Origin of the sequence: Burkholderia sp. Cy-637, from assembly GCF_011753175.1 — a bacterium.
GTDB lineage: Bacteria > Pseudomonadota > Gammaproteobacteria > Burkholderiales > Burkholderiaceae > Burkholderia > Burkholderia gladioli.
This window is the reverse complement of record NZ_VWWC01000003.1, coordinates 54,909-72,952: the sequence shown is the minus strand read 5'-3', so window position 1 is coordinate 72,952 and position 18,044 is coordinate 54,909. Positions and strand designations below refer to the sequence as shown.

General features: G+C 69.3%; 18 protein-coding genes. 11 read left to right on the top strand and 7 right to left on the bottom strand.

Going from position 1 to position 18,044, the window contains the following annotated elements:
- Positions 1 to 121 precede the first annotated feature (121 nt).
- Positions 122 to 1,147, top strand: a complete 1,026-nt coding sequence (locus F3J10_RS01930) for an aldo/keto reductase (RefSeq protein ID WP_025098570.1) — start codon at positions 122 to 124, stop codon at positions 1,145 to 1,147.
- Positions 1,148 to 1,205: 58 nt separating this feature from the next.
- Here the strand turns inward: F3J10_RS01930 and F3J10_RS01925 are convergent, their stop codons facing one another.
- Entirely contained in the window at positions 1,206 to 2,120 is a 915-nt protein-coding gene (locus tag F3J10_RS01925) for a hypothetical protein (RefSeq protein WP_166911268.1), read from the bottom strand.
- Positions 2,121 to 2,397: 277 nt separating this feature from the next.
- On the opposite strand from F3J10_RS01925, the gene F3J10_RS01920 reads away from it, so the two are divergent.
- Positions 2,398 to 2,727 carry a VF_A0006 family four-cysteine protein gene (locus tag F3J10_RS01920; protein WP_013690371.1) on the top strand — a complete coding sequence of 110 codons (330 nt, stop codon included), beginning with the start codon at positions 2,398 to 2,400 and terminating at the stop codon, positions 2,725 to 2,727.
- Positions 2,728 to 2,748: 21 nt separating this feature from the next.
- On the opposite strand, the gene F3J10_RS01915 is transcribed toward F3J10_RS01920, so the two are convergent.
- Both F3J10_RS01915 and F3J10_RS01910 read right to left on the bottom strand, forming a co-directional pair.
- Positions 2,749 to 3,534: an aldolase gene (locus F3J10_RS01915; RefSeq protein ID WP_167240781.1), complete on the bottom strand. Its 786-nt coding sequence runs from the start codon at positions 3,532 to 3,534 to the stop codon at positions 2,749 to 2,751.
- A gap of 38 nt (positions 3,535 to 3,572) precedes the next feature.
- A complete protein-coding gene (locus F3J10_RS01910) occupies positions 3,573 to 4,277 on the bottom strand; it encodes a haloacid dehalogenase type II (RefSeq protein ID WP_167240779.1) in 705 nt (234 codons plus the stop codon).
- Between the two features lie 114 nt (positions 4,278 to 4,391).
- Here F3J10_RS01910 and F3J10_RS01905 point away from each other — a divergent pair, with 114 nt between their 5' ends.
- Complete coding sequence (locus F3J10_RS01905) at positions 4,392 to 5,243, top strand: LysR substrate-binding domain-containing protein (RefSeq protein ID WP_046581017.1); 852 nt, start codon at positions 4,392 to 4,394, stop codon at positions 5,241 to 5,243.
- Between the two features lie 16 nt (positions 5,244 to 5,259).
- Here the strand turns inward: F3J10_RS01905 and F3J10_RS01900 are convergent, their stop codons facing one another.
- On the bottom strand, positions 5,260 to 5,910 hold the full coding sequence (locus F3J10_RS01900) for an HAD hydrolase-like protein (protein WP_167240776.1): 651 nt from the start codon (positions 5,908 to 5,910) through the stop codon (positions 5,260 to 5,262).
- Positions 5,911 to 6,128: 218 nt separating this feature from the next.
- Here F3J10_RS01900 and F3J10_RS01895 point away from each other — a divergent pair, with 218 nt between their 5' ends.
- Positions 6,129 to 7,250, top strand: coding sequence for an acyltransferase (locus tag F3J10_RS01895; protein ID WP_167240774.1), 1,122 nt, complete (start codon positions 6,129 to 6,131; stop codon positions 7,248 to 7,250).
- 42 nt (positions 7,251 to 7,292) lie between these two features.
- Here the strand turns inward: F3J10_RS01895 and F3J10_RS01890 are convergent, their stop codons facing one another.
- The gene (locus tag F3J10_RS01890; protein WP_025098563.1) at positions 7,293 to 8,147 is read right to left on the bottom strand and encodes an IclR family transcriptional regulator; all 855 of its coding nucleotides are present in this window, start codon (positions 8,145 to 8,147) and stop codon (positions 7,293 to 7,295) included.
- A 296-nt stretch (positions 8,148 to 8,443) separates the two neighbouring features.
- On the opposite strand from F3J10_RS01890, the gene F3J10_RS01885 reads away from it, so the two are divergent.
- The 7 genes from F3J10_RS01885 to F3J10_RS01855 all read left to right on the top strand — a co-directional run bounded on the left by F3J10_RS01885 (position 8,444) and on the right by F3J10_RS01855 (position 15,555).
- Positions 8,444 to 9,529 carry an ABC transporter ATP-binding protein gene (locus tag F3J10_RS01885; protein WP_025098562.1) on the top strand — a complete coding sequence of 362 codons (1,086 nt, stop codon included), beginning with the start codon at positions 8,444 to 8,446 and terminating at the stop codon, positions 9,527 to 9,529.
- A gap of 109 nt (positions 9,530 to 9,638) precedes the next feature.
- Positions 9,639 to 10,460, top strand: a complete 822-nt coding sequence (locus F3J10_RS01880) for an ABC transporter permease (protein ID WP_240154643.1) — start codon at positions 9,639 to 9,641, stop codon at positions 10,458 to 10,460.
- An 86-nt stretch (positions 10,461 to 10,546) separates the two neighbouring features.
- A complete protein-coding gene (locus tag F3J10_RS01875; protein WP_025098560.1) occupies positions 10,547 to 11,341 on the top strand; it encodes an ABC transporter permease in 795 nt (264 codons plus the stop codon).
- Between the two features lie 69 nt (positions 11,342 to 11,410).
- Positions 11,411 to 11,764, top strand: a complete 354-nt coding sequence (locus F3J10_RS01870; protein WP_166911282.1) for a (2Fe-2S)-binding protein — start codon at positions 11,411 to 11,413, stop codon at positions 11,762 to 11,764.
- Complete coding sequence (locus F3J10_RS01865; protein WP_166911284.1) at positions 11,761 to 13,230, top strand: NAD(P)/FAD-dependent oxidoreductase; 1,470 nt, start codon at positions 11,761 to 11,763, stop codon at positions 13,228 to 13,230. Before F3J10_RS01870 ends, F3J10_RS01865 begins: the two co-directional genes overlap by 4 nt.
- Positions 13,223 to 14,437 carry an FAD-binding oxidoreductase gene (locus F3J10_RS01860; RefSeq protein ID WP_240155318.1) on the top strand — a complete coding sequence of 405 codons (1,215 nt, stop codon included), beginning with the start codon at positions 13,223 to 13,225 and terminating at the stop codon, positions 14,435 to 14,437. The genes F3J10_RS01865 and F3J10_RS01860 overlap by 8 nt, the downstream gene beginning before the upstream one ends.
- Positions 14,438 to 14,508: 71 nt before the next feature.
- A complete protein-coding gene (locus F3J10_RS01855) occupies positions 14,509 to 15,555 on the top strand; it encodes an ABC transporter substrate-binding protein (protein WP_167240770.1) in 1,047 nt (348 codons plus the stop codon).
- A 46-nt stretch (positions 15,556 to 15,601) separates the two neighbouring features.
- Here the strand turns inward: F3J10_RS01855 and F3J10_RS01850 are convergent, their stop codons facing one another.
- Both F3J10_RS01850 and F3J10_RS01845 read right to left on the bottom strand, forming a co-directional pair.
- On the bottom strand, positions 15,602 to 16,741 hold the full coding sequence (locus F3J10_RS01850; protein WP_167240767.1) for a zinc-binding dehydrogenase: 1,140 nt from the start codon (positions 16,739 to 16,741) through the stop codon (positions 15,602 to 15,604).
- Between the two features lie 136 nt (positions 16,742 to 16,877).
- Positions 16,878 to 17,792 carry a LysR family transcriptional regulator gene (locus F3J10_RS01845; RefSeq protein WP_025098554.1) on the bottom strand — a complete coding sequence of 305 codons (915 nt, stop codon included), beginning with the start codon at positions 17,790 to 17,792 and terminating at the stop codon, positions 16,878 to 16,880.
- Positions 17,793 to 18,044 lie beyond the last annotated feature (252 nt).

Genomic DNA, 18,044 nt, shown 5'->3' with positions numbered 1-18,044 from the left:
CGACGCGGCGCGTCGTCATCGCTTCGCGCGAACCCGGCGGGGCCGACAAGCACCCAGCCGCAACCTCCGGCTGCATCCGCCCCTCGCGTTCGCGTCCCTCCACCTTCTTTCGGGAATTGGCATGGAATATCGACATCTCGGCGCATCAGGTTTCAAGGTCCCGGTACTGAGCTTCGGCACCGGCACGTTCGGCGGCAAGGGCGAGCTGTTCCAGGCATGGGGCGAGACCGACGTCGCCGAGGCACGCAAGCTGGTCGACATCTGCCTGGATTCCGGGCTGACCATGTTCGACAGCGCCGACATCTATTCGGGCGGCGCCTCGGAATCGATCCTCGGCGAGGCCCTCAAGGGCCGCCGCGACAAGGCGCTGATCTCGACCAAGGCGACCTTCCGCTTCGACGACGGCCCCAACAACGTGGGCTCGTCGCGCTTCCACCTGATCCAGGCCGTCGACAGCGCGCTCAAGCGCCTGCAGACCGACTACATCGACCTGTTCCAGCTGCACGGCTTCGACGCCAGGACGCCGGTACAGGAAGTGCTCTCGACGCTCGACGACCTGGTGCGCGCCGGCAAGATCCGCTACACCGGCGTGTCGAACTTCTCGGGCTGGCACCTGATGAAGTCGCTCGACGTGGCCGATCGTTACGGCTATCCGCGCTACGTGGCGAACCAGACCTACTACTCGCTGATCGGCCGCGACTACGAATGGGAGCTGATGCCGCTGGGCATCGACCAGGGCGTGGGCGCGGTGGTCTGGAGCCCGCTGGGCTGGGGGCGCCTGACCGGCAAGATCCGTCGCGGCCAGCCGCTTCCGGAACTGAGCCGCCTGCACAAGACGGCCGATTACGGCCCGCCGGTGCCGGACGACTACCTGTATCGCGTGATCGACGCGCTGGACGAAGTCGCCGCCGAAACCGGCAAGACCATCCCGCAGATCGCGCTGAACTGGCTGCTGCAGCGCCCGACCGTGGCGACCGTGCTGATCGGCGCGCGCAACGAGGAGCAGTTGCGGCAGAACCTCGGCGCGGTGGGCTGGAACCTCACGCCCGAGCAGGTCGCCAGGCTGGACGAGGCGAGCCGCGTGCGGCCGGTCTATCCCTATTGGCACCAGGAAGGTTTCTCGGAGCGCAATCCGTCGCCGGTCTGAGCCTGCGTGTCACGCCGATGCAAGGCGGCAAAGCCGCCGCGCATCGGCACGCAAGGGATCAAGCTGCCGCCGAGGCGCGGCGCGATTGGCAGAAGTGCTCGGTGATGGTGGCCAGTTCGCGCACGAACAGCCTGAAAGGCCGGGAGATCGCCGAGAGATTGATCGGCTGGCCGACGCGGATAATGTAGCTGCAGAAGTGGAAATTGGTGCGGGCGAAGCTCGTGTCGGGTTCGCCGCTGTCCGCGAAGTGGTCGTGGCAGAGAAAGCCGCCTTCCTCGTAGCTCTTGTAGAAGCGGGCGGTGGTGATGCCGAGCCGGTGGACGTGCTGGTTCCTGAGGATGTGGCAGAAGGCGATGAACTTCAGCGCATCCTCCTCGAACAGCGCGAAACAGCGCAGGATGCGCGGATCGATCTGGTCCAGCGCGAAGCCGAGCACCTCCGGCAAGCCCTTGTCGCGGATCATCCTGAAGGCTGCCAGCTTGCTCAGCCCGACGACTTCCGTCAGCAGGCTCTCGACATAGGCCTCGAGATAGGAGAACACCGAGATGAATTCGAGCTTGTAGAGCTGGCCCGCCAGGAAGGACATGTCCTTCGAGAAATTCAGCCGCGCTTTCGTTTCGTTCACGGCCTGCCTGATCTCGTCGGTTTCCTCCTTGCCCATCGGCATGGAATCGTCCAGGCCCGGGTGCCGGAAATAACGCTCCGGGATGGTGATCTGGAACGCGTCGTAGCCGGTCGACTCCAGGCGGCGATCCTCGCCGTGCATCAGGTTCTCGAAGAAGTGCGCGGCCAGCAGGGTCGAATTGAACTGCTCGGCGAACAAGGCATAGGACTCGGTGTCGATATCGGGCCGGGTCGGCAGCTTGCCGGTGTTCATCGACTCCAGCAGGTTCAGCTTCATGCCGCCCAGGCGGTCGCCGGAGATCGATTCATAACGATCCCGCAGCGCACGCGGTACTTCATCCCAATTCATTGATCAGCCCCGTCGATTCGATTGTTTTCATGCTGTCCGCGCGTTGTGCGGCGCAAAACATTATATCGACGCGAGGCCTGGCCGGAACACGGAAACGGCGCGCGGCAGGCACGCTGGAATAATCCGCGCCCCCGGTTTGTTTACACGAAGACGAAAAATGTGAGGCGGCGCCGAAAGCCGGTGAAACCGCGTCGTCGCCAATCTGTCAAATACGCGCAAGCCGAGATGCAGGTCCGTCGCCCCGGCCCGAAGCGATCCGCCACGATCCGAACCCGCCATGAAAACCATCCGCCAAACCCTGATTCGCACCCTGCTGGTGTCGACGCTGGCCGCTTCGGCCAGCCCCGCGTTCGCGTTCAACGAGGAAGCCAACTACAACGCCTGCATCCTGCGCTCGCTCTCGAACACCTGGAACCGCAACGTGGTGGAGATCCTGCGCGGGTCCTGCGATCGGCTCTATCGGCAATGGAGCATGCTGTCACCGTCGGACAAGGCCTTCAACGAATGCCTGCTGCAGAACCTGCCCGGCGTGCAGAGCTCGGCCGCGATCGGGCCGGTGATGTCGGCCTGTCGGCGCCAGAGCGCCGACTCCATGCATTTCGATTGAGCCGGCCCGCCGCTCGGCTGGTCAGGCCTCGAAATCGCTGCCGGCCTCGCGCAGCCGACGCAGCGCGCTGGCCAGATGCGCCCGCGCGCTGTCCTCGTCGCCGAGCCGCATCTGCTGGTAGGCGCGCTGCGCGATCTCGTGCGGCACCGGCTTGAGCGGCCGGCCGCTCTGCATCGCCTTCAACTGCACCTCGGCCGCGCGTTCGAGGTAGTAGAGATCGTCCCAGGCTTCGGCGATGCTGGCGCCCGCCACCATCACGCCGTGATTCTTCAGGAACAGCACGTCGGCGTCGCCCATCGCGCGCGCGATCCGGTCGCCTTCTGCGCCGTCCAGCGCGAGCCCGTTGTAATGCTCGTCGACGGCCGTGCGCCCGTAGAACTTCAATGCCGTCTGCCCCAGCCACAGCAGGGGCGGCCCTTCGAGCAGGCACAGCGCGGTGGCGTTCGGCATATGCGTGTGGAAGGCCGCCTTCACGCGCGGCATCGCCAGGTGCAGGCGCGCGTGGATGTGGAAGGCGGTCGCCTCGGGCTGGCCGTCGCCGTCGATCACGCGGCCTTCGTAATCGCAGATCAGCAGGCGCGATGCGGTGATCTCCGAGAACGCATAACCATAGGGATTGACCAGGAACAGGTCCTCATGGCCCGGCACCACCGCCGAGAAGTGATTGCAGATGCCTTCCTCCAGACCGTGCAGCGTGGCCAGCCGGAAGCAGGCGGCCAGTTCGACGCGGGCGGCCTGCACTGCATCGGCGTCGAGCCCCGCGCGTCGCGCGCGCCCGGTCGATGCGAAATCGAGCTGATGTGCCATGTGGGTCGTCTCCGTGGATGCGTTCGCGTTTCGCCACCTTACCAGCCCAGCGAGGCGAACAGCGTGGGCACCTGATCTAGCGTGGCGAGCGTAGCGTCGGGCCGGTAGTCGGGCAGCAGCGCGCGGCCGGTGCCGCGATCGATCCACACGCAGCGGAAGCCGAGCTCGCGCGCGGCGGCATGGTCCAGGTGCGGGCTCGCGCAGATGTGCACCACCTGCTCGCGCGTCACGCCGAGCTCGCGATGCGCATGCTCGAAGATCCGCCGGCTCGGCTTGTAGGCGCCGGCCTGCTGGGCGGTGATCACGCGATCGATGGTGCCGCCGAGCTGGGCGACGTTGCCGGCGATCACGTCGTCGTCGGTGTTCGAGACGATGCAGAGCCGGTAGCCGGCCGCCTTCAGCGTGCGCAGCGCCTCGACCACTTCCGGGAACGGCGGCATCGCCGAGATGCTGTCGGTCAGGCGCCGCGCGTCGGCGTCGTCGGCGTCCAGCCGCCATTCCCGCAGCGCGAGCTTCAGCGCCTCGCCCGACAACTCGCGGAACGAGCGATGCGGCGGGGTCTGCTCGAGCGCGTGTTCGTGGCGGTCGTAGACGGCGATCAGCTCGGCGCTCGACACGGCATGCGCGCCCTTGCCGGCGAGGATGTCGCCGACCGCGGCCTGCAGGCCTTCGTCCCACTGGATCAGCGTGCCGTAGCAATCGAAGGTGAGCCATTCGGGGCGGGGCGTAGCGGAAAGCGACATGGTGGGTCCTGGCGGGATCGTGGTTCGAATCGCTAGCCTAGGGCCCGCTTGCTCATTGGGGAAATTAAATTAAAATCGCCTCCTCAGTTGAAAATCGAATAACGGGAGCCGATCATGCTCGACCTCGAACTGCTCAATTCGCTGATCTGCGTGGTCGACGAAGGCAGCTTCACGCGCGCGGCCGAGCGCGTGCATCGCACGCAATCCACCGTCAGCCAGCAGGTCAGGCGCCTGGAGGAGATGGTCGGCCATACCCTGCTGCTGCGCGATCGCACCGGTAACCAGGTGACGCCGACCGAGCATGGCGAGCTGCTCGCGCAATACGCGCGGCGCCTGCTGGCGCTGTCGCAGGAGGCGCAGGACGCGCTCGCCAGCGGGGTGCGCCGCACGCCGATCCGGCTCGGCGTGCCCGAGGACTTCGATGCGCGGCGCATGGCGGCGATCCTGTCGGGCTTCGTGGCGGCGCGCCCCGATGCGCGGCTGGAGACGGTGGCGGGGATGAGCACGGAGCTGCGCCGCAAGCTGGCCGCCGACGAGATCGAGATCGCGCTGATCAAGCGCGAGCCGGACAGCGGCGATTGCCTGGCCGCCTGGCCGGAGCGGCTGGTCTGGGTGCAAGGCCGGCACGCGGTGCCGCCGGAGGCGGGGAGCGGGGAGCCGATTCCGCTCGCGCTGTTTCCGCAGGGCTGCCTGTACCGGCAGCGGGCGATCCGCGCGCTCGACCAGGCGCAGCGGCGCTGGCGCGTGGCCTTCGGCAGCCACAGCCTGACGGGCATCCAGGCGGCCGTGGCCTCGGGCTTGGGCCTGACGGTGCTGCCGAGCACGGCCTTGCTGCCGGAGCACGAGGTCTGCGATGCGCTGCCGGCCTTGCCGCCGACCGAGCTCGCGCTGGTCAGCAACGGCCAGGCCCTGAACGACACGCAAACGGCCCTGGTGGATTTCCTGCGCGAGGTGCTGGCCGAGTGACGGCAGCCTGGGGCGATCAGCCGTGCCCCGCGCCCTCGATCGGCCCGGCGAGCGAGAGCAGGTCGGCCGGCACGCGAAACACCGCTTGCGGCTGCGTGCCGAGCAGCGCCTCCAACTGCGTGTAACCCCAGGCGACGGCGCCATAGGCCAGGCCGACGCCGCGCGCCGCTTCCGCGTCGCGGATCTCGTCGCCGACATAGATCGCCTGCTCGGCGGGTATGCCGGTCTTGCGAAGAATGCCGCGCAGGCGATGCGACTTGCCGAACAGCGACGAGCTGCATTCGATGGCCGCGAAACGCGCGATCAGGTTGTCGCCGAGCACGGCGCGCACGTTCTCGGGCGAATTCGAGGTGGCGACGGCCACCGCCACGCCGCGATCGATCAGCGCGTGCAGCGTCTCGACGATGCCCGCGAACGGCGCCACCTCGTCGATCCGCTCGCGCATCAGCTTGCGCGCGTCGCCGAGCACGGCCGGCACCTTCCACAGCGGCAAGGCCAGCTCGCGCAGCACCTCGGTGGCGCTCAGGCCACGCAAGCGCTGCTGCGCATCGGCATCGGTGTGCCGGAAGCCGTGGCGCGCGGCCAGCTCGTTCAGCGCATCGGCGAACAGCGGATAGGAATCGGCAAGCGTGCCGTCGAAATCGAACAGGGCGAGTCGGGGTGTCATCGGGAGCGGGCGAGGGCGGCGCGCCTTGCGCGGGAAGGCGGGGGCAGGAGCGAAAGGCAGCATCTTCGATGGCCCGCCGGCCAGCGTCAAGCCCGCGGCCGCGCGCGAACGCTGGCCGGGCGCGGGCAAATCCGCGACAATCGGCGCTCCGGCGCGGGCGGACCCGCGCGGCACCGCGTGCCGCCGGCGGCCCGGGCCCCGTCTTTCCCGGAGGTTCCTTGGATTCATCGCGCCGCAGCGCAGGCGTCGACCTGCTGCGCGGCATTGCCATCCTGGCGGTGCTGTTGCTGCATTTCCACCTGACTTACCGGCTCGACGTGCTGCCCGTCGAGCTGCCCTGGCTGTCGACCGCGATCCGCGCCGTGTCCCGCAACGGCAACTACGGCGTGACGATGTTCTTCGTCGTGTCGGGCTACCTGATCACCGCCACCTCGCTGCGCCGTTTCGGTTCGCTCGGCGCGATCCGTCCCGCCGCCTTCTACCGGATCCGCGCGGCGCGCATCCTGCCCTGCCTGCTGTTGCTGCTGGCGATCATCGTGGTGCTCGGCGCGCTCGGGCTGCGCTCCTTCGTCAACAAGCCCGATACCGCGAGCATGCCGCTCGCCGTGCTGTCGGTGCTGACGTTCTGGCACAACCTGCTGATGGCGCGCGTCGGTTACTTCAACTACAGCATGAACATCCTCTGGTCGCTGTCGGTGGAGGAAGTGTTCTACCTGGCGTTTCCGCTGCTGTGCCTGCTGCTGAAACGGCGTCGCCTGATCCTGCCGCTGCTCGCGGTGCCGGTGCTGCTCGCGCCGGCCTGGCGCTACCTGCATGCGAACGACGAGATCGTCGCGCTCTATGGCTATCTCTCGTGCTTCGATGCGATCGCGATCGGCTGCGGCGTGGCGCTGCTGCCGGCGCGGCCGATCTCGCGCGAGGCGTTCCGTGCGCTCGCCTGGGGCGCCGGGTTCGCGATCGCGGCCACCTGGCTGGCCGGGCCGATCATGCGCAACGTGGTGTGGAGCGTGTCGGTGGTCGCGCTGGGCACCGGCGCGCTGTTGCACGGCATCGCGAATCGCGAGCCGGTTTCGCCGCCCGCCGTGTCACGTACCGGCCTGCGCCCGTTCATCGCTTTCTTCGGCGAACGCAGCTACGAGCTCTACCTGTTCCATATCGTCGTGCTGGGCCTGCTGCGCGAGTACCTGACGCGCGAGAACATCATCGCGGCCTGGAAGCCGGTCTGGCTGGTGCTCTATCTCGCCGTCGCGGCGGTGGTGGCGCATGTCGTCTACCGGCACATCTCGACGCCGCTGAATACCATCCTGCGCCAGGGCCGCAAGCGCGTCGCGACGCGCTGAACGGGCCGCCCGCCGCTTCGTCGCGCGCGTTCGCGCCGGGCCTCACACCGCGCCGGATACGCGCGTCGAATACACGGGCGTCAGGCCCTGGATCGGATCGCGCATCGCCGCGTCGAACGGGTTCATCTGCGGCCCGATCAGCTCGGCCTGCCGCTTGAGCAGCTGCACCACGGTCGGCAGGCGCTCCTCGGTGAGCCGCGTCGACAGCGTGCCCACGCTCAGCGCCGCCACCGCCACCTGGTTGCGATCGAGGATCGGCACCGCCACCCCGGCCATGTCCTCCAGCACGCCGCTGTTGCGGCCGGCATAACCGAGCGCGCGCACGCGGTCGATCTCGGTGCGCAGGTAGACCTCGTCGAGCACGCCCTGGCCGCGCATGCGCGGCACGTTGAAACGGATGATCTCCTCGCGCTCGTCCTCGGGCTGGAAGGCCAGGATCGCCAGGCTGCCCTGGCCGACACCCAGCGCCACGCGCCCGCCGATATTGCCGGTGAAGGAGCGGATCGGGAACGGCCCCTCGCAGATGTCGAGGCAGACCGCGTCGAAGCTGCTTTTCACCATCAGGAAGATGGTGTCGCCCAGGCTCGCGCACAGCCGCAGCAGCGCCGGGCGGCACAGCGTGCGCATGCCGTTGGGATTGCCCGCCTGGGCCGCCATCGCGAAGAAGGCCACGCTGAGCCGGTAGCGCTTGGTGCGCTCGTCTTGCTCGACCACCTGCTCGGCGATCAGCCCCTGCAGCAGCCGATGCACGGTCGCCTGGGTCAGCCCGACCGCCTTGGCCAGCATCGTCACGCGGCTGCCCTCGGCCTGGTTCTCGCCCAGCGCGCGGATCAGCGCGAAGGAGCGCTGCAGCACGCCGGGGCCGCAAGGGTTGTCGCCGGGCTGCTCGCCGGACATTCCGTTTTCCTGTTTTTTACCCGCCACTTTTCCTCTCGGTATTCCATTCAACGGAATCTTGGCCCGGCCGCGCCGGGACGCCCTCGACTCTACCGCGCCGCGCTCCGGCGCGCATCCCTCTGCACTATCAGGGAAGTCCCTGAATCCGGTGGGCGAAACGAGATCGACTCAATTGATGCCTGAGATTCTATTCAACGGAATAACTGAAAAATTAATGTCGCTCTCCGGAATTCCGCGTTGACGTCGAAAAATTTGGCCAGATAGAGTCGGCGCATCGGAAACAGGAAGGCCACAGCATGACGTTCCTCACGTTGACGGATGTTTCGAAATCCTTCGGTGACCTGCACGCCGTCACCGGCATCGACCTGTCGGTCGAGAAGGGCGAGTTCGTCTCGCTGCTCGGTCCCTCGGGCTGCGGCAAGACCACCACGCTGCAGATGATCGCGGGCTTCGTGGAGGCCACGCGCGGCAGCATCACGCTGGACGGCCGCGATATCACGCGCATGGCGCCCAACAAGCGCGGCCTGGGCATCGTGTTCCAGAGCTACGCGCTGTTCCCGCACATGAGCGTGGAGCAGAACGTCGGCTTCGGGCTGGAGATGCGCGGCGTGGGCAAGGCCGAGCGCGCCCGGCGCGTCGGCGAGGCGCTCTCGCTGGTGCGGCTCGACGCCTATGCGCAGCGCTTTCCTCGCGAGCTGTCGGGCGGCCAGCGTCAGCGCGTTGCGATCGCACGCGCGGTGGTGATCGCGCCGCCGGTGCTGCTGCTCGACGAGCCGATGTCGAACCTCGACGCCAAGCTGCGCGAGGAGATGCAGTTCGAGCTGCGCGAGATCCAGCGCAAGCTCGGCACCACCACCGTGATGGTCACGCACGACCAGGCCGAGGCGCTGTCGATCAGCGATCGCGTGGTGGTGATGGAGGCCGGCCGCATCACCCAGGTGGACACGCCGTATCGCGCCTACGAACATCCGGGCAGCAGCTTCGTCTCGCAGTTCATCGGCAAGACCAACCTGCTCGACGGCAAGGTGGTGACGCTCGAAGGCGGGCGCATCCAGGTCGATCTCGGCGCCCGGCTGCACGAGGCGGGCGCGGCCGGCCAGCTCGACATGCAGACGCTGCGCGCGGGCGACGCGGTCACGCTCTGCATCCGCCCCGAGAAGCTCACGCTCGGCGCGCCCGGCACCGGGCGCCTGGCCGGCCGCGTGACCAGCCGTTTCTTCCTCGGCAGCCAGTGGCTGTACCGGCTCGACAGCGAGGCCGGCGAGATGCTGGCCTGCTGCCAGAACGAGGGCAGCGAGCCGCTGGTGGAGGGCGCGCCGGTCGGGATCGACTGGCGCAGCGAGGCGATGCGCGTGATGCCGCGGGAGGCCGCCCGTGGATGAGGTCCTGAAAGCGGCGGGCGGCAAAGCCGGCGAAGAAGCGCGCGACACCGGCGGCGCGCCGCGGCCGGCTTCGCGCCCACGCTGGCGCGCCTGGCTGCCCTTGTGGCTGATGAGCGCGCCGGCCGCGCTGCTGTTCAGTGCGCTGGTGCTGGTGCCGCTGGCCATGACGCTGGCGCTGTCGTTCTATCGCTTCGATCCCTCGGTCGGCCCGATCGCCGCCTTCGACTCGCATTACTACCTCGAGGTGCTGAGCGAGTCGTACTTCCACACCATCTTCCTGCGCACCTTCGGCATCGCCGCGCTGACCACCCTGCTGTGCATCGTGATCGGCACGCCCGAGGCCTACATCCTCTCGCGCATGCGCGATCCGTGGCGCTCGTCCTTCCTGCTGGTGATCCTCGCGCCGCTGCTGGTCTCGGTGGTGGTGCGCGCCTTCGGCTGGAGCATGCTGCTCAACACCAACGGCCTGGTGAACCAGTTGTTCGGCCTGTTCGGGCTGGGCCCGTTCAAGCTCGAATACACCACCTTCGCCATCGTGATCGCGCTGGTCCACGTGATGCTGCCGTTCATGGTGATCCCCGTCTGGACCACCCTGCAGCGGCTCGATCCGCAGACCGAGAACGCCGCGCTGTCGCTGATGGCCTCGCCGGCCACGGTGCTGCGCCGCATCGTCCTGCCGCAACTGATGCCGGGCATCCTGTCGGGCAGCCTGATGGTGTTCGGCCTGTCGGCCAGCGCCTTCGCGATTCCGGGCCTGCTGGGCGGGCGCCGGCTCAAGGTGGCCGCCACCGCCGTCTATGACCAGTTCCTGAGTTCGATGAACTGGCCGCTCGGCGCCGCCATCGCGATCCTGCTGCTGGTCGCCAACCTGGTCGTGATGCTCACCTACTACCGCGTGCTCGAACGGCGCTACACGCGCAGCCTCGGCTGAGGCCGGCCTCAGCCGCCACTCGCTGCCATTCGCTGCCATTCGCCACGATCCCAGCCGCCCACGAACCTCCAGCCCGCCACCTCGTCATGCGCAAAAACGGCCCGCTCGCCCTCGCTTTCCACACGCTCGTGATCCTGTTCATGCTCGCGCCGCTGGCGATCGTGGTGCTGGTCGCGTTCACGCCCGACGAAACCCTCACGCTGCCCACGCACGGCGTGTCGCTGCGCTGGTTCCGCGCGATCCTCGACTATCCCGACTTCATCTCGGCCTTCGCCAACAGCCTGAAGCTGGCGGTGCTGTCGGCCAGCTTCTCGCTGGTGATCGCGCTGCCGGCGGGCCTGGCGATCGGCCGCGCGCGCTTTCCCGGCCGGGAGTTCCTCAACGCGCTGCTGCTCTCGCCGCTGGTGATCCCGGGCCTGGTGCTGGGCATCGCGCTGCTGCGCTTCTTCGCGCTGATCGGCGCGACCGGCTCGTTCGCCTGGCTGGTGGTGGCGCACATGATCATCGTCACGCCCTTCGTGATGCGCCTGGTGCTGGCCTCGGTGGCGGGGCTCGACCGCAGCGTCGAGCACGCCGCCGCCTCGCTCGGCGCGAGCGTGTGGACCACCTTCCGCCGCATCACGCTGCCGATGATCGTGCCCGGCATCACCGGCGGCTGGCTGCTGGCCTTCATCAACAGCTTCGACGAGCTGACCATGTCGATCTTCGTCACCTCGCCGCAGACCGTCACGCTGCCGGTGCGCATGTACATGTACGCCACCGAATCGATCGATCCGATGATGGCCTCGGTCTCGACCCTGGTGATCGCGATCACGGCCGGCGCGATGCTGATCCTCGATCGCGTCTACGGCCTGAACCGGATCCTGATCGGTCAGCACTGACGCGAGCCTTCGCCGCCCGTTCGTCGTCTTGTCCAACTTCATGCCCACCGCGCCTCGCGCCCGATTTCGATGACCCATCGTTTTCCGCTTTCCCCGCCGCAACTGATCCGCGTCGCCGAGACCCGGCGCGCCAGCCTGTCCTTCGTGCTCGACGGCGTCGCGGTCGAGGCGCTGGCCGGCGACACGCTGCTGACCGCGATCCTCACGCAGCAACGGCACCTGCGCGTCAGCGAGTTCGGCGACGGCCCGCGCGCGGGTTTCTGCCTGATCGGCGCCTGCCAGGATTGCTGGGTGCGCGACGAGGGCGGCGCGCGGCTGCGCGCCTGCTCGACGCTCGTGCGCGAGGGGATGCGGGTGGTGACGGGCAAGCCTTGCCAGGCCAGCGCGACGGCTTGCGGCACGAACGCGGGAGGCGGGCAATGAGCGAGACGAGCACGGCCGCCGTCGATGTCCAAGGGGACGAGGACGGCGCGCGCGTGGTGATCGTCGGCGCCGGGCCGGCGGGGATCCGCGCCGCGCAGACCTTGGTCGCAGCCGGGCTGCGGCCGATGGTGATCGACGAGAACGCGCGCTGGGGCGGCCAGATCTACCGGCAGCCGCCCGAAGGCGCCGGTTTCGTGCGCGAGAAATCGACCTTGTACGGCTTCGAGGCGGGCAAGGCCGATGCGCTGCACCGCTGCATGGCCGAGCTGCTGCCAGGGCTCGACTACCGGCCCGACACGCTGGTCTGGTCCTGCGAGCCGGGCGCGCTCGACGTGCTGCGCGCGGGGCGCGAGGCGCGCCTGCGCTGGAGCCACCTGATCATCGCCAGCGGCGCGACCGATCGCGTGATGCCGGTGCCGGGCTGGACCCGGCCCGGCGTCTACACGCTCGGCGGCGCCCAGGTCGCGCTGAAGGCGCAGGGCTGCGCGATCGGCCGGCGCACCGTGTTCGCGGGCACCGGGCCCTTGCTCTACCTGGTCGCCTATCAATACGCGCGGGCCGGCGCCGAGGTGGCCGCGGTGCTCGATACCAGCCCCTACGCGCGGCAGGTGGCGGCCACGCCCAAGCTGCTGCGGCAGCCGGGCACCTTCGCCAAGGGCCTCTATTACCTCGGCTGGCTGCGCTCGCACGGCGTGCGCGTCGAGCGCGGCGTGACGCTGGACGGCGTCGACGGCGGGCCGGCGGTGCAGGCGGTGCGCTGGCGCTCGGCCGACGGCGCCCAGCATCGGATCGATTGCGATGCGCTCGGCCTCGGTTTCGGCCTGCGCCCCGAAACGCAGCTGGCCGACCTGGCCGGCTGCCGCTTCCGCTTCGACACGCTGAACCGCTGCTGGCTGCCGGAGCGCGACGCGGCCGGGCGCAGTTCGGTGCCGGGCGTCTACCTGGCCGGCGACGGTGCCGGCATCGCCGGTGCCGATGCGGCCGAGCTGGCCGGCCGGCGCGCCGCGCTGGCGCTGCTGGAGGATCTCGGCCTGAAGGCCGGGCGCGACGACGCGGGCCCCGGCGCGGCCGCGATCGAGCAGCGCCTGGCGCGCATCGGCGTGTTCCGCGCCGGCATCGAACAGGCCTTCGCGCCGCCGCCGACCGAGGCGGCCCGGCACTGGCCCGACGACATGATCGTGTGTCGCTGCGAGGCGGTGACGGCGGGCCAGTTGCGCGGCTGCATCCGCTCCGGTATGGCGAGCGAGGTCAACCGCCTCAAGGCGCTGACGCGGATCGGCATGGGCCGCTGCCAGGGCCGCATGTGCGGCGAGGCCGCGATGGCGCTGCTGGCCGCGGAAACCGGGCGCGCCCTCGACCAGGTGGGCCGCCCGCGCGGGCAGGCGCCGATCAAGCCGATCCCGATCTCGCCGATGCTGTTCGAGGACGGCGTCAGCGTGCTCGAGGAGGAGGCCCATGATGAGTGAGATCCGGCATGTGACGGTGGCGATCGTCGGCGGCGGGCTGGTGGGGGCTTCGGCGGCGCTGGCGCTGGCGCGGCAGGGCGTGGACGTCGCCCTGTTCGAGCGGCGCTGGTGCGGCGCCCAGGCCAGCGGCGTGAACTACGGCGGCGTGCGCACCCACGGCCGGCCCGAGGTGCAACTGCCGCTGGCGATGCGCGCGCGGCGGATCTGGAACCGGCTGCCCCAGCTGATCGGCTGCGACGGCGAGTTCGTCGTGTCGGGGCACCTGCGGCTCGCGCGGCGCGACAGCGACATGGAGGTGCTCGAAGCCTGGGCGGCGATGGCGCGCGGCCACGGCGCCAGCTCGACGCTGATCTCCGGCGAGGCGTTCCGCCGCCGTTATCCCTGGCTCGGCGCGGCGGCGATCGGCGGCGCGCTGTGCGAGAGCGACGGCCATGCCAATCCGCGGCTGGTCTCGCCGGCCTTCGCGGCGGCCGCCCGGCGCGAGGGCGCGCAGGTGTTCGAGCAGACCGAGCTTAGCGAGATCGAGTACGACGGCCGGCGTTACCAGCTGCGCGCCGGCGAGCTTCGCTTCAGCGCCGACTGGCTGATCAACTCGGCCGGCGCCTGGGGCAATACGCTGGCCGGCCGCTTCGGCGAGGCGGTGCCGCTGCGCTCGATCTACCCGAACATGTGGGTCACCGAACCCTTGCCGCCCTTCATCGAGCACAACCTCGGGGTGGTCGGCGGCGGCATCTATGCGCGGCAGGTGGCGCGCGGCAACTGCGTGATCGGCGGCGGGCGCGGCCATGGCGACGGCGAATACGCCCAGCCCTCGACCGAAACCACGCGCGCGGTGATGCGCGATGCCTGCGCGCTGCTGCCGGCGCTGCGCGAGGCGCTGCTGATCCGCACCTGGAGCGGTGTGGAGGGCGAGACGCCCGACAACCATCCCGTGATCGGGCCGAGCGGGACCACGCCGCAACTGCTGCACGCCTTCGGCTTCTCGGGCGGCGGTTTCCTGCTCGCGCCGGGCGTGGGCGAGGTGCTGGCCGACCTGGTGCTGCGCGGCGAGACCGAGACGCCGATCGAGGCGTTCTCGATCGCGCGCTTCGCCGCCGCGCAGGCCGGATCCACGCAAGCGGTCGCGTCGCCGAGTTCCGGCGGCTCGCTTGCTTCGTCGGGTTCGCCTGATTCCCCCGCCGCCGCATCGGCGCGGGCTTCCGCCTGAGCACGGCCTCGCATCGATATCGATTCCCATCCCCAGTCCAATACCCCGGAAAGCCACAAGGAAGATCCACGATGAAACTGTCACGCACACTCGTTTCGCTCGCGGCGCTGTTCGCCGTCGGCCTTGCCTCGCCCGCCTGGTCGCAGACCAAGACCATTTATATCGGCATGAACGGCGGGCCGATGGAGAAGGCCTACACCAGCCAGGTGCTGCCCGATTTCGAGAAGGCCAACAACGTGCACGTGGTGGTGGTGCCGGGCACCTCGTCGGACGTGCTGGCCAAGCTGCTGGCCAATCGCAGCAACCCGCAGATGCACGTGGTGTTCCTCGACGACGGCGTGATGGCGCGCGCGGTGAGCCTGGGCGTGTGCGAGAAGCTCGACGACGCGCCGGTGCTCAAGGAGCTCTATCCGTTCGCGCGCATGAAGGGCGATATCGGCGCGGGCGTGCAGCTCGGCATGACGGGGATCGGCTACAACACCAAGCTGTTCGCCGCCAAGGGCTGGGCGCCGCCGACTTCCTGGATGGATTTCGCCGATCCGAAATACAAGGGCAAGGTGGTGTTCCAGTCGGCCTCGAGCAGCACCTTCGGCCTGCACGGCTTCCTGGCCATCAACCGCATCCTCGGCGGCAGCGAGACCAATGTCGAGCCCGGCTTCACGAAGTGGGCCAGCACGGTGGGACCGAACGTGGTCGAGTACATCCCGAACTCGGCCAAGCTCTCGGAGATGGTGCAGACCGGCGAGGCGGCGATCTTCCCGCTCACGCCCACCGCCGTGGGCGACCTGAAGGACAAGGGGCTGCCGGTGGCCTATGCCTCGCCCAAGGAGGGCGCGGTGCTGCTGCTGGTGGACGTCTGCGTGGTGAAGAACAATCCCGATCCGCAACTGGCGCAGAAGCTCGCGCAGTTCCTGCTGTCGGCGCCGGCGCAGACCAAGGCCGCGGTGGCCGGCAAGCAGATCCCGACCAACCGCCAGGCGACCATGCCCGCCGACATGCAGAAGAACCTCGGCGACCTGGACCAGCTCGTGAAGAAGGTCACGGTGGTGGATTGGGATGCGATCAACGCGCGTCGCGCGCAATGGGATTCGCGCTGGAACCGACAGATCGAGCAGTGAAGCACGGCGAGCCGGCGCGTGTCGCCGCCGGCTCGTTCGTCCAGGCTCAGGCGCCGAGGTTCGGCGCCACCAGGAATTTCTCGCCGGTCGCGCGCCGGGTGTAGCGCCGGATCGTCTCGGGCTCGACCAGTTGCGCCAGCGCGATCCGCTCGCCGTAGCGGCTGGCGAAGGTGGTCTCCAGCTCGGCGACGATCCGTTCGCGCATGCGCGCCGCCGTGGCCTCGCCGAACTGGCGCAGGCGCCAGGTCAGCAGCCAGCCGCCCACGCCCCAGGCCAGGCCCGAGCGCCGGGTCAGAATCGTCGGGCTCGGATCGAGCGTGCCGTAGAGATAGACCTGCCGATGCGTCGACGAGCCGTAGCGGTCGTAGCGCGTCATGCGGCGCGTGGTGACCACGCCCATCGCCGTGAGCAGGCGCTCGGCCATGTCGCCGCCGCCGATCGCGTCGAACGCCAGCGTCGCGCCGGTGGCCTCGATCGCCTCGACCAGCGCGCTATCGAAATCGGCGGCGCTGCTGTCGAGAACGTATTGCGCGCCGAGTTCGCGCAGCAGGGCCACCTGCGAGGCGTTGCGCACCACGTTGACCAGCGGCACGCCGTCGGCCGCGCAGATCTTCACCAGCATCTGGCCGAGATTCGAGGCGGCCGCCGTGTGGATCAGCGCGGTGTGGCCTTCCACGCGCATCGTCTCCAGCATCGACAGCGCCGTCATCGGATTGATCAGCGCCGAGGCGCCCGCTTCGGGCGCCGTGCCTTCGGGCAGCACCAGCACCTCGGCGGCGCTCACCGCGCGGTATTGCGTGTAGGCGCCGAGCGGGCTGCGCAGCGCCACCGCGCGGCCGAGCAGGTGGCGCGCCTGGTTGCCCGCGGCCACCACGGTGCCGGCGCCCTCGTTGCCGAGGCTGAGCGGCAGGTCGTGGCGCGCGGCCGCCGAGGCCAGCAGTTCGGCCGGCACGTCGGCGGTGGTGACGGGTGGCTGCGCGGCCGCATCGCGGGCCAGGGTGGCGATATCGGCCGGCCCGAGCAGGCCGAGGATGTCGGAGGGATTGACGGGCGCGGCCTCGATGCGCACCAGGATTTCGTCGTCGGCCGGCGCCGGCACGGGCGCCGTTTCGAGCCAGAGGCGCAACTGGCCCTGCGAGGTGATCAGCGAGCGGAGTTCGAGTGCGGAGGTCGGTACCTGGGTCATGTCGGCGTGTATCCATGGGCAGCATCGGATCCGCCAGTGTCCGCGTTCGATCCGCAAAGAACAACGGGGAAAATGCCGTCGATCGATCTGGAAATCCGATCGATCGGCGCATCGATGCGCGACGTCCGTCGCGGCGTCAATCGCGCGGTTTCGGCAGCGTGCAGTAGGTGCGCGCCAGGCGCAGCAGCAGCGCGTTGAGCTCGCCGATCAGCGGGCGGTGGTCGTCGCGGCGCCAGACCAGGGCCGAGGCGATCGGCGGCAGGTCGATCTCGGCGAAGCTGATGCCGGGCGTGGCGTAATAGCAGGCGGCCCGGCGCGTCAGCATCATCAGGCCCTGGTGCGCGGCGACCGCTGCCATCGCCTCGCGCAGCGTGCGGATCACCGGGCCGTCGCCGATCGGCGCGCCTTGCGGCGTGAAGCGCGGCAGGTGGAAATCGAGCCATTCCTCGCTGGCCACGCCGGGCACCATCCGCACCAGCGGTTCGCCGGCCAGCGCCTCGCCCGACACGCGCTCGCGCCGGGCCAGCGGATGATCGTTCGGCACGCACAGCATGCGCCGATCCTCCATCAGCACCGGGCCGTGCATCAGGCCCGGCGCGCCGAGCGGCAGCCGGCAGATCGCCACGTCCACCTCGCCGCGCACCACGGCCAGGAAATGATCGAGGAAGGACAGCTCGACGAATTCGAGCTCGATGCCGGGAAAGCAGCCGCCGAATTCGGCGACCAGCGGGCGGTGCAGCTCGTAGAGGCCGCCGCCCAGGAAGCCGAAGCGCAGCTTGCGCGCCTCGCCGGCCGCCGTGCGCCGGCAATCGGCGAGGGTGGTCTTGAGCGACATGTAGGCGGCCTCGGCGCCTTCGCGCAATGCCTGGCCGAGCGGCGTGAGCGCCACGCGGCGGCTGGTGCGATCGAACAGCGGCGCGCCGACGGTTTTTTCCAGCGCGCGGATCGATTCCGATACGGATGACTGGCCTACGTGCAGGCGCTCGGCCGCGCGGCCGAAATGCAGCTCCTGGGCAAGCACGAAGAAGCATTCGAGATGACGGAAATCCATGCGGGCCTCGGGCGGTGAAGGGCACGACCGGGGCGCGACCGTGCGCGATGGCCATGCCTCGATCGATCGACGATGCCGATGGATTCTACGGAAATCCGGAGCCGCTTGCCGGCGGTGCCCGCGCGCTGGATGAATCGGTGCGCAGCCTGTACGCGCGACGAGGAATTGCGGCCGATCGATGATGGGCAAGGCGGGCGCGATGCTCGACCATCTCCCGAGCGAGCCGGCCATGTCGACCGGCTCCGCCAGCAC

Coding starts and splice junctions, on each gene's coding strand:
- F3J10_RS01850 (WP_167240767.1), bottom strand. CDS start 16,741: ATGACCCAGGTACCGACCTCCGCACTCGAACTCCGCTCGCTGATCACC.
- F3J10_RS01860 (WP_240155318.1), top strand. CDS start 13,223: ATGAGTGAGATCCGGCATGTGACGGTGGCGATCGTCGGCGGCGGGCTG.
- F3J10_RS01885 (WP_025098562.1), top strand. CDS start 8,444: ATGACGTTCCTCACGTTGACGGATGTTTCGAAATCCTTCGGTGACCTG.
- F3J10_RS01865 (WP_166911284.1), top strand. CDS start 11,761: ATGAGCGAGACGAGCACGGCCGCCGTCGATGTCCAAGGGGACGAGGAC.
- F3J10_RS01910 (WP_167240779.1), bottom strand. CDS start 4,277: ATGTCGCTTTCCGCTACGCCCCGCCCCGAATGGCTCACCTTCGATTGC.
- F3J10_RS01870 (WP_166911282.1), top strand. CDS start 11,411: ATGACCCATCGTTTTCCGCTTTCCCCGCCGCAACTGATCCGCGTCGCC.
- F3J10_RS01920 (WP_013690371.1), top strand. CDS start 2,398: ATGAAAACCATCCGCCAAACCCTGATTCGCACCCTGCTGGTGTCGACG.
- F3J10_RS01855 (WP_167240770.1), top strand. CDS start 14,509: ATGAAACTGTCACGCACACTCGTTTCGCTCGCGGCGCTGTTCGCCGTC.
- F3J10_RS01930 (WP_025098570.1), top strand. CDS start 122: ATGGAATATCGACATCTCGGCGCATCAGGTTTCAAGGTCCCGGTACTG.
- F3J10_RS01890 (WP_025098563.1), bottom strand. CDS start 8,147: ATGTCCGGCGAGCAGCCCGGCGACAACCCTTGCGGCCCCGGCGTGCTG.
- F3J10_RS01905 (WP_046581017.1), top strand. CDS start 4,392: ATGCTCGACCTCGAACTGCTCAATTCGCTGATCTGCGTGGTCGACGAA.
- F3J10_RS01925 (WP_166911268.1), bottom strand. CDS start 2,120: ATGAATTGGGATGAAGTACCGCGTGCGCTGCGGGATCGTTATGAATCG.
- F3J10_RS01875 (WP_025098560.1), top strand. CDS start 10,547: ATGCGCAAAAACGGCCCGCTCGCCCTCGCTTTCCACACGCTCGTGATC.
- F3J10_RS01880 (WP_240154643.1), top strand. CDS start 9,639: ATGAGCGCGCCGGCCGCGCTGCTGTTCAGTGCGCTGGTGCTGGTGCCG.
- F3J10_RS01900 (WP_167240776.1), bottom strand. CDS start 5,910: ATGACACCCCGACTCGCCCTGTTCGATTTCGACGGCACGCTTGCCGAT.
- F3J10_RS01845 (WP_025098554.1), bottom strand. CDS start 17,792: ATGGATTTCCGTCATCTCGAATGCTTCTTCGTGCTTGCCCAGGAGCTG.
- F3J10_RS01915 (WP_167240781.1), bottom strand. CDS start 3,534: ATGGCACATCAGCTCGATTTCGCATCGACCGGGCGCGCGCGACGCGCG.